Raw genomic sequence first — 12,946 nt, 5'->3', positions numbered from 1 at the left:
ACTCTGACCTCGGCTCGAATTCTGAGACCGACATCCGCCGGCCGCCTCGAGCCCAGCTGCGAGCGTAGCGGCGCGCAGGTGCTCCCCTGCGCGCGACCGGGTGATCGACAAAGCCGATGGGGTTCGACGGCTCACCCGGATCGACAAGCCCTCTTCACCACACCGACACCTGCCCGTCGCGGCGGGGATCGCTGGCGCCGACGTAGCCCTCGGTTGCGGGATCGCCCATCCGCCAGATGAACTGGCCGGCGCCGAAATCCTGGTAGCTGTCCTCGATCACGTCGACCCGGTGGCCCCGGTCCTTCAGCCCCTGGAGGGTCGCCGCCGGCATGGTCGCCTCGGCGTTGATCTCCAGGCCGGCATTGAAGCGCCAGCGCGGCGCGTCGCAGGCGGCCTGCGGGTTCTGGCCGTGGTCGATCATCCGCACCAGGGTCTGCATGTGCCCCTGCGGCTGCATGTTGCCGCCCATCACGCCGAAGCTCATCACCGGGGCGCCGCCCTGCGTGAGGAAGCCCGGGATGATGGTGTGGAACGGGCGCTTGCCCGGCGCCACGACGTTGGGGCTGGCCTCGTCCAGCACGAAGCCGTAGCCGCGGTTCTGCAGGGATAGGCCCCATTCGGGCACCACCACGCCCGAGCCGAAGCCCATGAAGTTCGACTGGATGAAGCTCACCATCATACCGGATTCGTCGGCCGCGGTGAGGTAGACGGTGCCGCCGCGCACCGGGTTGCCGGCGCCGAAATCCTGCGCCCGGCGGGGGTCGATCAGCCTGGCGCGTGTCGCGAGATAGCCCGGGTCGAGCATCGCCTCCGGGGTCACCGCCATGGTGCGCGCGTCGGCGACGTAGCGGTAGGTGTCGGCGAAGGCGAGCTTCATCGCCTCGATCTGGAGGTGCTGCGCCTCCGGGCCGTCGACGGGCAGGCCGGCAAGATCGAAGCTCTCGAGGATGCCGAGGGCGATCTGGGCGGCGATGCCCTGCCCGTTCGGCGGGATCTCGTGCAGGGTGTAGCCGCGATAGTCCTTGGCCGTGGGGGTCACCCATTCGGGCCGGAAGGCGGCGAGGTCCGCCACCGTCATCGCGCCGCCATGGGCGGCGGCGTGGCGCGCCATGGCCTCGGCGATCTCGCCCTCGTAGAAGGCGCGCCCCTTCGTCTCCCCGATCGCCCGCAGGGCGCGGGCGATGCCCGGCAGGGTGACGCGCTCGCCCACGTGGGGCGCACGCCCGTGGGGCAGGAAGGTCTCGGCGAAGCCGGGCTGGCGGACGAGGTCGGCGACCTTCGCGGCAGCCGCCCATTTCTGCTGCACCACCACCGGTGCAAGGTAGCCGCGCTCGGCGATTTCGATGGCGGGCTGCAGCAGGTCGGCGAAGGGCAGTTTTCCGAAGCGCTCGCTCAACGCGACCCAGGCGGCGACGGCGCCCGGCACCGTGACGGAATCCCAGCCCCGCATGGGCGGCCGCGCGGCCGCACCGTACTTGGCGCGGAAGTAGTCGGGGGTCCAGGCCGCCGGGGCGCCACCCGAGGCGTTGAGGCCGTGCAGTTCCTTGCCGTCCCAGAGGATGCAGAAGGCATCCGAGCCCAACCCGTTGCTGCAGGGCTCGGTGATGGTCTTGGCCGCCGCCGTGGCGATGGCGGCATCCACCGCGTTGCCCCCCTGCCAGAGCATGCGGATACCGGCCTGGGCCGCGAGCGCGTGCGAGGTCGAGACCATGTTGCGGCCGAAGATCGGCATCCGCACGGAGGGATAGCCGGTGGTCCAGTTGAACGGCGTCACGAAATGGGTTCCCTCCGACGAGAGCAGTGTGAAAATGGTCAGGCCGAGCAGCCGAACGTCGTTTGCAGGCGCTCACGCGCGGGAGAAAGGTCGATGCCGCGTTGACTCAGCCAGTCATCATTGAAGAGCGTCGAACGGTAACGCTCGCCGGAATCGCACAACAGAGTGACGATGGAGCCGCGGGCGCCTGATGCACGCATCTCCTCGATAAGTTCAAGACATGCCCAAAGACTTGTCCCCGTCGATCCACCACAAGGGCGACCGAGCAGGCTGCTCGCGAGTCGAGCTGCTGCAATGCTGGCAACATCTGGCACTGCGATCATGCGGTCGATCAGTTCGGGCATAAAGGAAGGCTCCACCTCCCGTCGGCCAATACCTTCTATGACGCTTCCGCACAGATCAACTGCGCGGACCTGCCTATCAGCAAAATGACGGTGAAACACGGAGCCCTGTGGATCAGCGACACAGAGTTGTGTTGCGAACTGACGGTAACGAATGTAGCGGCCGATCGTTGCTGAGGTCCCACCGGTGCCGGCGCCGCAGACGACCCAGACTGGTACTGGTTCCTGCTCATGAGACATCTGTGTAAAGATCGATTCGGCAATGTTGTTGTTGCCACGCCAGTCTGTCGCGCGCTCGGCGAAGGTGAATTGATCCATGTAGTGCCCATCGAGTTCACGGGCGAGCCGGCACGCTGTCTCACTCACGTTGCCGCCATCGACAAGGTGCGCCTCGCCACCGTGAAAAGCGATCGCCGCAACCTTCTCGGCCGATGTTGAGCGAGGCATGACGGCAACGAAGCGCAGACCCAGCAATCGGGCGAAGTAGGCTTCTGAGATCGCCGTCGACCCGCTCGAGGACTCGACAATCGTGGTCCGTGGTCCAATCCAACCGTTGCACAGGGCATAGAGGAACAACGACCGAGCGAGGCGATGCTTGAGACTACCGGTCGGGTGACTCGACTCGTCTTTCAGATAAAGCTCTATTCCCGGCACACGCGGCAGCGCGAGGCGGATCAGGTGGGTGTCGGCCGACCGATTGATATCGGCCTCGATCCGCCGGATCGCTTGGGAAACCCAGGCACGATCCGCTGGTGTCAGGCGGCTCATCGGGCTTCGAGCTCCATCTCGGCGCGGGCTCGCAAGGCGTTACGGTCGATCTTGTTGCTGGCAGCCAGCAGCATGGTGTCGAGGAACCAGACGTGGCGCGGATGTTGATAGGCTGGCGCATTGGCAAGCACGTGTTGCTTGATTTCGGACTCTGTGACCGTAGCACCGGGTCGACGCACGACGTAAGCGACAGGCTTGGTCCCTTTGATCACGTCCGCCACCGGCACGACACAGGCCTGAAGAACATCCGGATGGGTCTCGATGACGGTCTCCACCTCGCCGGGGAAGATGTTCTCGCCCCCTGAGACGAACATGTCATCGGCGCGACCGACAAAGGTATAGAACCGCTCCGCGTCGCAGCGAAATATATCACCGGTCCTGTAGTATCCGTCCGGTGTGATCGGAGAGGGGGTGTCCGGTCGGTTGAGATAACCCAGCATGATGGCCGGGCTTTTCAACTGCAGCTCGCCGAGGTCGGGCGCGTCCGGACCAACGAGCCGGATGGGAACTTCTGGGTGCGGACGGCCGACAGAGCCCGGCGGGATCACTCCGAAGGAAGGATCGTCGGTGAAGACGATCGGCCCTCCCTCCGTCGTACCGTATGCGTTGATGATGCGCGCATTGGGGAGGAGCATCCGCATTTCGGCCGCGAGCGCGTCGCTGACCGGTGCCGACCCCATGCGCACGGTTCTCACGCTCGACAGGTCGGCTTGGGCGAGAGCGTCTTTCTCACGCAGCATCATCGCCATCATCGGCGGTACGGCCGTGAGCCACGTGCAGCCGTAACGCTCGATCGCCGCGATGTAGCGGCGAGCCTCGAACTGCGGCAACAGCACCGCACTCGATCCGCTGGCACAGACGAGCAGCGCCAAGGCGAGCGCGTTCATGTGGTAGAGCGGGGCGGCGATGAGCAGACGCTCACTCCGCAACTCCGCTTCATCCCTCCGGGTACGCACGACCCAGAGATGAGCGGCGTGACCCAGCATCACGCCCTTCGGGCGACCGGTCGATCCCGAGGTATAGAGGCAGAGCGCCGCCTCGTCGTCCGCTGGGCGGATCGCCTCGAACGGACCGGGATCAAGCCAAGCGTCGAGCCCATCCGCCCCCTCGCGGTCGAACACCGCAATGCGGATGGTTGCGGCGAGGCCGGTTGGAAGCCGCAGGTACTGGGCGGCATCACAGACCACGAGGCGTGCACCACAGTCGGCAATCACCTGCGTGACGGTCGATACCGGGAACTTGTGGTTGATCGGCGTTGGGATGAGCCCCGCCCGCATCGCTCCAAGCAGCAAAGCGATGGTTTTCGGATGGTTGGTCGCCAGGATGGCGATACGGTCGCCTCGCACCAAGCCGCCGCGCAGCAGGCCGCGAGCGAAGGCATCGGCCGTTGCGTCGAGGTCAGCGCGGGTCAGGACCACTTCGGCTTCGTCGGGTCCAAAGCCGACGAAGACGGGGCGATCCGGATCGCCGCGACGATCGACAAGGGCGCCCAGATTGTCGATCGTGGTTGAGGCGCCGCTCATCTGGGACTCCGGCAGGTAAGTGACAGATTGAATTCGGCGAGCCTCAGCGTCGCGCAGGTCGCTGCCTGTCGAACCCAGACCACGTTCGGCATGGCTACGGCGCGTCGCTCGATCTCATCCAGGGTGCCGAAGAGGAGGTCGAGCTCCATGAAGCGTGCGACCGGCCCGGGAACGACGTCCAGGCGAAAGTCGCCGAGGGGGACGAACCATCCCTCCCGATCCTGATGCGCGACGGCGTTGCAGGCCGCGGCGTAGCGATCGACATCCATCGCCGGGTCCGGGCTGGTGACGACCAGCTTGCTGATCCGGCAAAACCCATTCGGATGCACCTGCCATTCCGGACGCCAGATGAGATCGGGCGTCAGGTGCTCGCAGTGGTAGATACGCCCCGCCGGAAAGCACGCAGCCGGGAACCGCACCGTACGGAACTCAGCCACTTCGGTCTGGCCAGAGAAAGTCACCGGCCGGGAGAACGCGACCGGTGGCTCAACGGGGAGGCCGGTTTGTTCTAAGCTGGCGAAGGTCGCATCCGCATCCGCGCAGGCTATGACGAGACCGTTCAGACCGAAGGGCGAGTCTACGACGTCCTGGCGCTGCAACCCTTCGGGTGGAACTCCGACAAGCTCAAGATAAGGTCCTGGCGTCATCATCAAATGGTTGATGGAACCAAGGGAGTGATGCCCGCGCGGTGTGAGCCGGAACCCCAAGATCGTGAAGGCGACCGCGGCCGCATCCATATCCCGCATCGTGTTGATGACGACGTGGTCCAAGCCGCCGAAGGTGGACCGGCTCACAGCGTTTTTCATGGCTTGGGCGGGGCCGTCATATAGACGCCGCGCCCGCTGGCGAGCAGGCGGCCTTCCTCATCGAGAATCTGAGCCTCGGCAACCGAGATCTGGCCACCGAACTTCACGACCTTCCCGAGGCAGCGCAGATTTCCCTGCATGGCCGCGCGGTGATAATCGACGCGCAGGTCCACTGTTGGCACGCCGCGACCAGTCTTCGACACAAGCGCCCAATCGGCCGTTAAGTCGACAAGCGTCGCGAGAATGCCGCCATGCGTGTAGCCGCGCTCGGCGTTGACGACCCATTCGGGTCTCCAGGTTGCACCAAGCTCAATCGTGCCTTCACCGACGGCAACGACGCTCAGGCCGAGCCATTGGTGGAAAGGGCCGCGCAGCAGCAGTGCTTCGACTTGATCTTTATCGAGTGATGATTCTGACATGATGCTTTCTGAGCCCTACGGAGCGACGACGATCTTACCCATGACCTCACGGTCCTGGATCATGCGAAGGCCCTCGGCGGCCTCTTCGAGTGTGAGCACCTTGTCGACGACGGGCTTGAGGGTGCCGGCTTGGATCATGTCCATGAGCGCCGAGAGATCGTCGTCGTAGAAGCTGTTGGAGCCGATCACCTTCAGCTCGAAGCTCCAGATGTAGCGCAGGTCCTCCTTGGGATCGTGGCCGGCGGTGGCGCCGCAGACCAGCAAGGTCCCGCCCCGCTTCAGGCACTTCAACGAGGGCACCCAGGTGTCGCCACCGGTGAAGTTGATCACCACGTCCACGCCGCCCTCATAGGTTCGGCGTTGAGGCTTGCCGTAGGTCTGAATCGCCCATTTCGAGAAGTCCGTATCCCGATAGTTGACGACATGGTCGGCGCCGAGTTCCTTCAGGCGCGCCATCTTGTCGGCACTGCCTGCGCAGGCGATGACCTCAGCGCCCAGTTGCTTGGCGAGCATCACACAGCCGGTGCCGACGCCGCCGCTGGCGCCGAGGATCAGCACCCGGTCGCCGGCCTTGACCGTCTTGTGCGTGATCAGCATCCGGTGCGCCGTGCCATAGGCGACGGGCAGCGACGCAGCGTCCGCATAGCTCACGTCCGGCGGCATCGCGATAAGCTGGTCGACCGAGACGCGGCAATACTCGGCCATGCCGCCGTCCATCATCTCGCCCATCAGGCCCTTGGCCTTGTTGAGCGGGTTCACGAGCACCCGGTCGCCGATTTGCCAGCGATCGACGCCGGCGCCGAGCTCGACGATTTGCCCGGCCATGTCGAGCCCGATGACGACGGGGAACGGCACCTTGATGCCGGGCATGCCCTTCACGGTGAAGACATCGTGGTAGTTGAAGGAGGACGCACCGACGCGGATCACCGCCTCGCCGGGACCTGCTTTGGGTTTGGGATAGTCGTGGACGACCTTCAGGTCGCCGACCTCGCCGTGCTGCTCCAGAACGAGGGCTTTCATGGTCTCAGACATGGTTCTCTTCCGCTTGTGAAAGTGGGAGGGGGTTGGCCAGCCGATGCGGCCTACTTCATCGCCTTCGATGCCTCGTAGGGGCCCGTCATCAGCGCTGTCTCGGGCAGTTCGCCCTTGACGACACCGACGGCCTTGAAGACGGCAAATTCGTTGCGCAGGGAGGCGAGATCAGCCGGCTCCATGCTGACGGTATAGATGTTGTCCCAAAGTGCTGCGTAGGCTTTGGCATCGGCTTCGCTGAGATTGGCCGAGCTCATCAGGGCCTTAGCCACCGCCGCCTTGTCGGCTTTGCCGAACTCGTAGGCCTTGCGCATACCGACGACGACCTTGGCCGCACCGGCAGGATTGGCTTTGAGCCAGTCATTACGCATGAGGCCTACACCCAGGACGGGTGGAGCATCCTGCTGAGTGAGCGTCTTCCACTCAGTGCGAAACGAGGCGAGCTTGCGCAGCTTGACATCTGGCAGGAGCGCCAGCGTTACGGTGCGAAGTGCAGCCGCATCGATATCCTTCTGTACAAGGAATTGGGCCAATCGCGGATCGTTGCCGGGCACACCCTCATAATGCGAGGGCTTGAAGCCGTAGTTTTTCTCCAAGATCGCAGAGGTAATCGCAGCGGTGGCGCTGCCCGCCGGAGATGTCCCGATCTTCTTGCCCTTGAGGTCGGACATCGTCCGGATCGGCGAGGCCTCGGGGACGACAAAGTCGAGATCCGCCACCTGCGTCGAGAGTATGATGCTGAGTGGTAGCCCATCGGATGCGACGCTGAAGGCCGTTCCCGCACTTGCACCGATTGCAAAGTCGATGGCACCGGCGGCCATGGCCTTGGTCGGGGCGTTCACATCAGGGAACTTGAGGTACTCAACGGTGAGTCCCTCCTTCTCCATGAATTTTCCGGCCTCAAGCACGGCTCCAAACCCGAGGCTTACGCCAGAACTCCAATAACCGATCCGAACCGTCTCAGCCTGCGCGGCATATGTCCCAGCGACGATCCATGTAACGGCCGAGATGAACAGACTGAACCGTTTCGACATGGCTGTTATCCTATCTTCAGACTGCAGTTGGGGGATTTCAACCAGCAAAGGTGGTCAGGTCTCTGTCGCCCGCTTCCAGGCGAAGAGACGCCGTTCCAGGGGCTTCAGCACCAGAGCTTCGAGGCCGATCATCAGGGTGACCAGCGTGAGCGTCCAGGCGAAGACCTGATCGGTCTGGACAAGATCAGCCGCTTGGCGAAGGCGGTAGCCGATGCCGCTGCTCGCTCCCAAAGACTCGGCGACGAGGCTGACGCGGGCCCCGAAGCCGAAGGCAAGGCGTGCTCCGGAGAAAAAAAGCGGCAAGATCGTCGGCAAGTAGATTTTGAGAAGCACCTTGCGGCGAGGCATCCGGAACGTGCGAGCAAGCTCAAGGAATTCTGTGTTGACCGTGCGTGTGCCCTGCCAAACGTTGGTCAGGATCAGCGGCATAGCAGTCATGAACACCACGAAGATCGTAGTCCAGTTCGACAGACCGAACCAGATCAGCGCAAATATTGCCCAGATCGTGGATGAAACCGTATTAACGACCGTCAGGACTGGCTCGAAGAACTCTCCGAGCGTCCGGCTCGCGCCGAGCGCAAGGCCAAGAGGGAGCCCGACGAGGGCGGCCAGGAGAAAGCCAGCGGATATGCGGCCAAACGTAATCCCGAGATCAGTCGAGAAGCTCGCGGAAGACACAAGTGTCGTCCAGGCGCTCCAGACGCGAGCAGGACTCGGGAGAACGAAGCTCGGGGCCTGGAGCGAGGCGATTTGCCATGCCGCCAGCGCACCGGCGAGCAGTCCGACGCGCATGAGGACGGTACGCATCTGCCGCCAACGGATCTGAGTCCGCCTTGAGCTGAGGCGCAGGGATTGAGGCGTCTGCGTCAGCATGGGACGGGCCTCGCGCCAGCGAGGCTCAGGCGCAGGTTGCGCACCTCCTCGGCAACGTCCGCGGACAGCGGATCACGGGGGTATGGCAACTCGATCCGACGCGTCTCACCAACGCGGCCGGGTCTCGGATGGAGCACAACAACATAGTCGGCGAGTACGATTGCTTCCTCCACGTCGTGCGTGACGAAGATCACCGTCATCTTCCTCAGAGCAGCGAGGCGCAGCACTTCGGCATGCATCTGCGCGCGAATGGACGGATCGAGCTTGGAGAATGGCTCATCCATCAGGAGGATCGTCGGTTCCGTGACGAGGCTGCGCGCAAGCGCAACGCGGCTGCGCATGCCGCCCGACAGTTCGTGCGGATACACGTCCTCGAAGCCCTCGAGCCCGACCAACGACAGCGTCTCGCACGCACGGCGTCGACGTTCGGCTTGTGGGAGGCTCTCGGCTTCCAACCCGAAGGCGACATTCTGAGCCGCGGTTCGCCAGGGCAGCAGCCTGTCTTCCTGGAACATGTACGTCATCGAGCGCCAATTACGAAAGTCGGCGGAAGAAACACCGTCGAGGAGAATGGCTCCCCGGTCCGGCTTGATCAGGCCCGCAATGATATTGAGAAGCGTACTCTTGCCGCAGCCCGACGCGCCCAGTAGCGCGACAATCGCCTGCGAAGGGACGTCAAAGTCGATCTTGCGCAGGACTTCAAGCTGGTCGCCGTCGCGCCGGTCGAACCATTTGCTGACGCACTTAACTTCGACGGTGTTCATGCGATACCACCATCCGTCCGTGACTTCGCACCGACGGGGACGAGGGCAGCGGTGTCGCGCAAGCTTTGAACAACCTTCTGCATCGTCATCTCGCGGAACGTCTCGACATGACGGCGCGCGACCAATTCGGCGCCGTCCGCATCGCCCGCGACGAGACAGTCGATGATCTGGGTATGGTCGTTCTCGATATTGGGCCGCACCTGTTGCACGCCGAAGCCGAGGGCAACGAGACGCGTCATCTCGTCGAGGAGACCGGAGAGCGTCCGGCACAGTCGCTGGTTTCCGGCAGCCACGGCGATCGCCATGTGGAAGCTACGGTTTGCTTCGAGAAAGAAATCGATCTGATTGCCGACATCCACCACGACGCGGTCGCGGCAAGCTCGCTCGAGTCGCTCAAGGTGAGCCCGGTTCACTCGGCCCGTTGCAGCGCGCGCGGCGAGCGGCTCGAGCACGACGCGAAGAGCAAAGACCTCATCGACATCTCGTACGGTGACAGGCGCAACGCGATAACCCTGACGCGGTATCGATATGACGAAGCCTTCTTGAATGAGGCGCTGCAGCGCGATCCGACAACTTGCCTTGCCGAGTTCGTAGCGCTCCATGACTTCGGCTTCGGTGAACCGCGTGCCGGGCAGGATCCGGCAGGAAACGATCGCGCGGCGCATCAGATCGTAGGCCTGATTGGCCCGAAGCGTCGAAGGCGGCACGGCCAGAACATTGGACTTCAACAGGACGGGTTCGTCCTCAAGCGCGTTCAACATACTGATGGCCCCACGATCGTCATGTGAGCAGCTCACGAGAACCTGGAAAGCACGTCAGCAAGTTCGATGCCATCTGCGGCGAACTGAACGAGCATCGCGCCACAATATGTTTATATTCCTATTTATAGATTCAGCCGTTGATCGGGATCGCCCGGCAGCGCGTTCAAATCGACCTTGCAGGCTTCGATCGGCCACTCGTCACGGAGGTGGCGCGCTGTAGAATCCAGGATGTCGGGTTCACCGACCGGATCGGGGCACTCGCGAACACCGAAATGGCAGGTCCGCTGTCCAAGCCGATAGGATCCTCATGGCGGACATCGTCCCTGTGGCCTGCCTCCTGCGGTGGCCCGAGGCCGTTCAGAGCCAGCCGTTCTTGCGGAAGCGCCAGTACAGAACGGCGCAGGCGGTGAAGATGCCTGCAAGCACGATGAAGTAACCGTAGCGCCACTTGAGTTCCGGCATCACCTCGAAGTTCATCCCGTAGATGCCCGCGATGGCCGTCGGGACCGCGAGGATGGCCGCCCATGCGGCGAGGCGACGGGTGATGACGGTTTGCTGGGCCTGGCCCAGCATCACGCTCGCCTCGAAGGCGAAGGCGAGGACCTCACGCATGGCATCGATTTCGTCCTGGACGCGTAGCAGGTGATCCGAGACGTCACGGAACAGAGGCTGCATCTCCTCGTCGATCGCGACCATGTCGCCGTGCTCCAGCTTGCGGCAGACCTCGACGAGCGGGACGACGGCCGTTCGCAATCTCAAGAGGTCGCGCCGCAGCAGGTAGAGCCGCTCGACCTCGTCCGGTCGAAGCTCTCGCTTGAGAATGCAGTCCTCGATGGCCTCGACTTCGGAAAGGACGGTCTCCATGACGGGACCGTAGTTGTCGACGATGAAGTCGAGCACAGCGTGCAGGATGTAGTCCTCGCCATGTGCGAGGAGGTCGGGACAGGCTTCGGTCTTCTCGCGCACGGGGGCGTACGACACGGAGGCACCGTGGCGAACGGTGACCACGAAGCCGCGTCCGACGAACAGATGCGTTTCGCCGAGCGTGATGCGACCGTCCACGCGCTGCGCGGTACGGGCAACCACGAACAGGCAATCGCCATAGCGTTCGAGCTTTGGCCTCTGGTGCGCCGCCCGGGCATCCTCGATGGCGAGCGGATGCAAGCCGAACTGGGCCTGGATGTCGCCGAGCAGTTCGGCGGACGGTTCGTACAGGCCGATCCAGACGAGGTGTCCGGGACGGCGCGCCCATCCACCGGCTTCGTCGATCGGCACGTCGGCGACACGCTGGCCGTTGGCATAGGCTGCCGACATCACGACTCCCGGCCTATGGGGCTGTGCGACCGGGATCGATGAGGTCGGCATCCGTATGCGCTCCGTTCGGCCGAGTGGGCGACCCCGGCCAAGGTCCAGCTTGGCGGCATCGTAACGCCCTCGTCCAGTGGACAGATCCCTCGTCGGACAGGCCGGGTCGACGGTTGGTCATTCACCACTCCACGGGGTTCGCGATCGGGAGAAGCGTTGTCCGCACTTGCTCCAAGTACGGCTGGCATCCCTTAACCGTGGAGGCGGATGTGCTCGGAAGCACCTGACGACGTTTGGGAAGCGGATCAACGCCTCCCCTGGAAGGCGGCCGGTGATACTGCCTTGGCCGATCCGAATGCCGGATCGGCTTCGTGCCAATGGTCCACCGTCGCCGAAACGGACGCATGTTCCACCTGATCTTCGGTCTACCCTGCCTGTACGTCATCGCCCGGGTGCTGTGGCCGCTTCCGTGGCCGCTGGCGCTGAAGGCCGCCGTCGCCATCCTCCTGCTGATCGCGTCGCAATACCACCTGTGGAGCCGCCTCTCGTCCGGCTCGGTCTTCGCGCCGGAATTCCCGCGTGCGTTGATCGTGCTGTTCAACTGGGCCTTCGGTGCCATCTTCCTCGTTGCGGCGATGCATTTGGCCTTCGACGTCGTGGCCTTGGCCTCCAGGCTTTTGCCCGGCGGTGGGTGGGCGATCCCTGCGGAATTGCGCTACGCGGAGGCCGCCGCGGCGCTGGTCTTGTCTGCGGTGGCGGTCCAGCAAGCCGTACGGGTGCCGCCCCTCAAGGATGTCACCGTCGAGATCGAAAACCTCCCGACCGGGTTCGACGGCTACACCCTTCTCCAGCTGACGGATCTGCATCTCAGCCGCTTGTTTTCAGCGGGATGGGCGCGCGAGGTCGTGGCGCGATCCAACCAACTCGGTGCCGACCTCGTCGTGGTCACCGGGGACCTGATCGACGGTTCACTCGCTTCGCGTCGCGCGGACGTCGAGCCGCTGCGTGATCTCCACGCTGCGGACGGGGTTTGGGTGATCCCCGGCAACCACGAATATTTCTTCGAATACGCGGCGTGGATGCGCCACTATGCCGAGCTGGGGATGGAGGTGCTTGAGAACCGGCATACGGTTCTCAGGCGCGGCGGCGGCGGCCTGGTCCTGGCGGGCGTGACCGACCTGTCGGCCTCGCATTCCGGCCAGCCGCCCCACGACCTCGACGCGGCGCTGGCGGGCTCGCCGCCGGGCGCGCCCATCGTTCTCCTGGACCATCAGCCGAGGGATGCGGGCAGGGCGGCCGCGAAGGGCGTGGCGCTCCAACTGTCCGGTCACACCCATGGGGGGATGATCGTGGGCCTGGACCGGCTGGTCGCGCGGGCGAACAACGGCTTCGTCTCGGGCGCCTACGCGGTCGGTGGCATGACGCTCTACGTCAACAACGGCACGGGGCTGTGGCCGGGCTTCGCCCTGAGGCTCGGGCCGCCATCCGAACTGACGCGGATCACGCTCAGGGTAAAGCCCAGACCTTAGTCGGTGAGCAGTTCGGG

Annotated in this window: 12 protein-coding genes; 1 reads left to right on the top strand and 11 read right to left on the bottom strand. The window is 64.2% G+C overall.

Annotation, left to right across the window (positions count from 1 at the left end; translation table 11 throughout):
• Positions 1-154: 154 nt before the first annotated feature.
• From OF380_RS10380 to OF380_RS10330, 11 genes are all read right to left on the bottom strand, one after another.
• Positions 155-1,774, bottom strand: coding sequence for a gamma-glutamyltransferase family protein (locus tag OF380_RS10380; RefSeq protein WP_318784594.1), 1,620 nt, complete (start codon positions 1,772-1,774; stop codon positions 155-157).
• A gap of 38 nt (positions 1,775-1,812) precedes the next feature.
• Positions 1,813-2,883: a PLP-dependent cysteine synthase family protein gene (locus OF380_RS10375; RefSeq protein ID WP_264050677.1), complete on the bottom strand. Its 1,071-nt coding sequence runs from the start codon at positions 2,881-2,883 to the stop codon at positions 1,813-1,815.
• A complete protein-coding gene (locus OF380_RS10370) occupies positions 2,880-4,406 on the bottom strand; it encodes a class I adenylate-forming enzyme family protein (protein WP_264050676.1) in 1,527 nt (508 codons plus the stop codon). The genes OF380_RS10375 and OF380_RS10370 overlap by 4 nt, the downstream gene beginning before the upstream one ends.
• A complete protein-coding gene (locus tag OF380_RS10365) occupies positions 4,403-5,212 on the bottom strand; it encodes a VOC family protein (protein ID WP_264050675.1) in 810 nt (269 codons plus the stop codon). Before OF380_RS10365 ends, OF380_RS10370 begins: the two co-directional genes overlap by 4 nt.
• Positions 5,209-5,631 (bottom strand): PaaI family thioesterase, encoded by a 423-nt coding sequence (locus tag OF380_RS10360; RefSeq protein WP_264050674.1) that lies wholly within the window; start codon positions 5,629-5,631, stop codon positions 5,209-5,211. The genes OF380_RS10365 and OF380_RS10360 overlap by 4 nt, the downstream gene beginning before the upstream one ends.
• A gap of 15 nt (positions 5,632-5,646) precedes the next feature.
• Complete coding sequence (locus OF380_RS10355) at positions 5,647-6,663, bottom strand: zinc-binding dehydrogenase (RefSeq protein ID WP_264050673.1); 1,017 nt, start codon at positions 6,661-6,663, stop codon at positions 5,647-5,649.
• Positions 6,664-6,713: 50 nt separating this feature from the next.
• The gene (locus tag OF380_RS10350; protein WP_264050672.1) at positions 6,714-7,697 is read right to left on the bottom strand and encodes an ABC transporter substrate-binding protein; all 984 of its coding nucleotides are present in this window, start codon (positions 7,695-7,697) and stop codon (positions 6,714-6,716) included.
• Between the two features lie 54 nt (positions 7,698-7,751).
• A complete protein-coding gene (locus tag OF380_RS10345) occupies positions 7,752-8,570 on the bottom strand; it encodes an ABC transporter permease (RefSeq protein ID WP_264050671.1) in 819 nt (272 codons plus the stop codon).
• Positions 8,564-9,334, bottom strand: a complete 771-nt coding sequence (locus tag OF380_RS10340; protein WP_264050670.1) for an ABC transporter ATP-binding protein — start codon at positions 9,332-9,334, stop codon at positions 8,564-8,566. Before OF380_RS10340 ends, OF380_RS10345 begins: the two co-directional genes overlap by 7 nt.
• Positions 9,331-10,095, bottom strand: coding sequence for a GntR family transcriptional regulator (locus tag OF380_RS10335; RefSeq protein ID WP_264050669.1), 765 nt, complete (start codon positions 10,093-10,095; stop codon positions 9,331-9,333). The genes OF380_RS10340 and OF380_RS10335 overlap by 4 nt, the downstream gene beginning before the upstream one ends.
• Before the next feature lie 357 nt (positions 10,096-10,452).
• Positions 10,453-11,409: a magnesium and cobalt transport protein CorA gene (locus tag OF380_RS10330; RefSeq protein WP_264050668.1), complete on the bottom strand. Its 957-nt coding sequence runs from the start codon at positions 11,407-11,409 to the stop codon at positions 10,453-10,455.
• A 395-nt stretch (positions 11,410-11,804) separates the two neighbouring features.
• On the opposite strand from OF380_RS10330, the gene OF380_RS10325 reads away from it, so the two are divergent.
• A complete protein-coding gene (locus tag OF380_RS10325) occupies positions 11,805-12,929 on the top strand; it encodes a metallophosphoesterase (RefSeq protein WP_264050667.1) in 1,125 nt (374 codons plus the stop codon).
• The last annotated feature ends 17 nt before the right edge of the window (positions 12,930-12,946 follow it).

Source organism: Methylobacterium sp. FF17 (assembly GCF_025813715.1).
GTDB lineage: Bacteria > Pseudomonadota > Alphaproteobacteria > Rhizobiales > Beijerinckiaceae > Methylobacterium > Methylobacterium flocculans.
The sequence above is the reverse complement of the archived record's forward strand: the minus strand, read 5'-3'. Positions and strand labels throughout refer to the sequence as shown.

Excerpts from the sequence above, each read along its gene's own strand:
- OF380_RS10350 (WP_264050672.1), bottom strand. The coding sequence starts at position 7,697 with ATGTCGAAACGGTTCAGTCTGTTCATCTCGGCCGTTACATGGATCGTC.
- OF380_RS10370 (WP_264050676.1), bottom strand. The coding sequence starts at position 4,406 with ATGAGCGGCGCCTCAACCACGATCGACAATCTGGGCGCCCTTGTCGAT.
- OF380_RS10330 (WP_264050668.1), bottom strand. The coding sequence starts at position 11,409 with ATGTCGGCAGCCTATGCCAACGGCCAGCGTGTCGCCGACGTGCCGATC.
- OF380_RS10360 (WP_264050674.1), bottom strand. The coding sequence starts at position 5,631 with ATGTCAGAATCATCACTCGATAAAGATCAAGTCGAAGCACTGCTGCTG.
- OF380_RS10340 (WP_264050670.1), bottom strand. The coding sequence starts at position 9,334 with ATGAACACCGTCGAAGTTAAGTGCGTCAGCAAATGGTTCGACCGGCGC.
- OF380_RS10365 (WP_264050675.1), bottom strand. The coding sequence starts at position 5,212 with ATGAAAAACGCTGTGAGCCGGTCCACCTTCGGCGGCTTGGACCACGTC.
- OF380_RS10325 (WP_264050667.1), top strand. The coding sequence starts at position 11,805 with ATGTTCCACCTGATCTTCGGTCTACCCTGCCTGTACGTCATCGCCCGG.
- OF380_RS10335 (WP_264050669.1), bottom strand. The coding sequence starts at position 10,095 with ATGTTGAACGCGCTTGAGGACGAACCCGTCCTGTTGAAGTCCAATGTT.
- OF380_RS10345 (WP_264050671.1), bottom strand. The coding sequence starts at position 8,570 with ATGCTGACGCAGACGCCTCAATCCCTGCGCCTCAGCTCAAGGCGGACT.
- OF380_RS10375 (WP_264050677.1), bottom strand. The coding sequence starts at position 2,883 with ATGAGCCGCCTGACACCAGCGGATCGTGCCTGGGTTTCCCAAGCGATC.
- OF380_RS10355 (WP_264050673.1), bottom strand. The coding sequence starts at position 6,663 with ATGTCTGAGACCATGAAAGCCCTCGTTCTGGAGCAGCACGGCGAGGTC.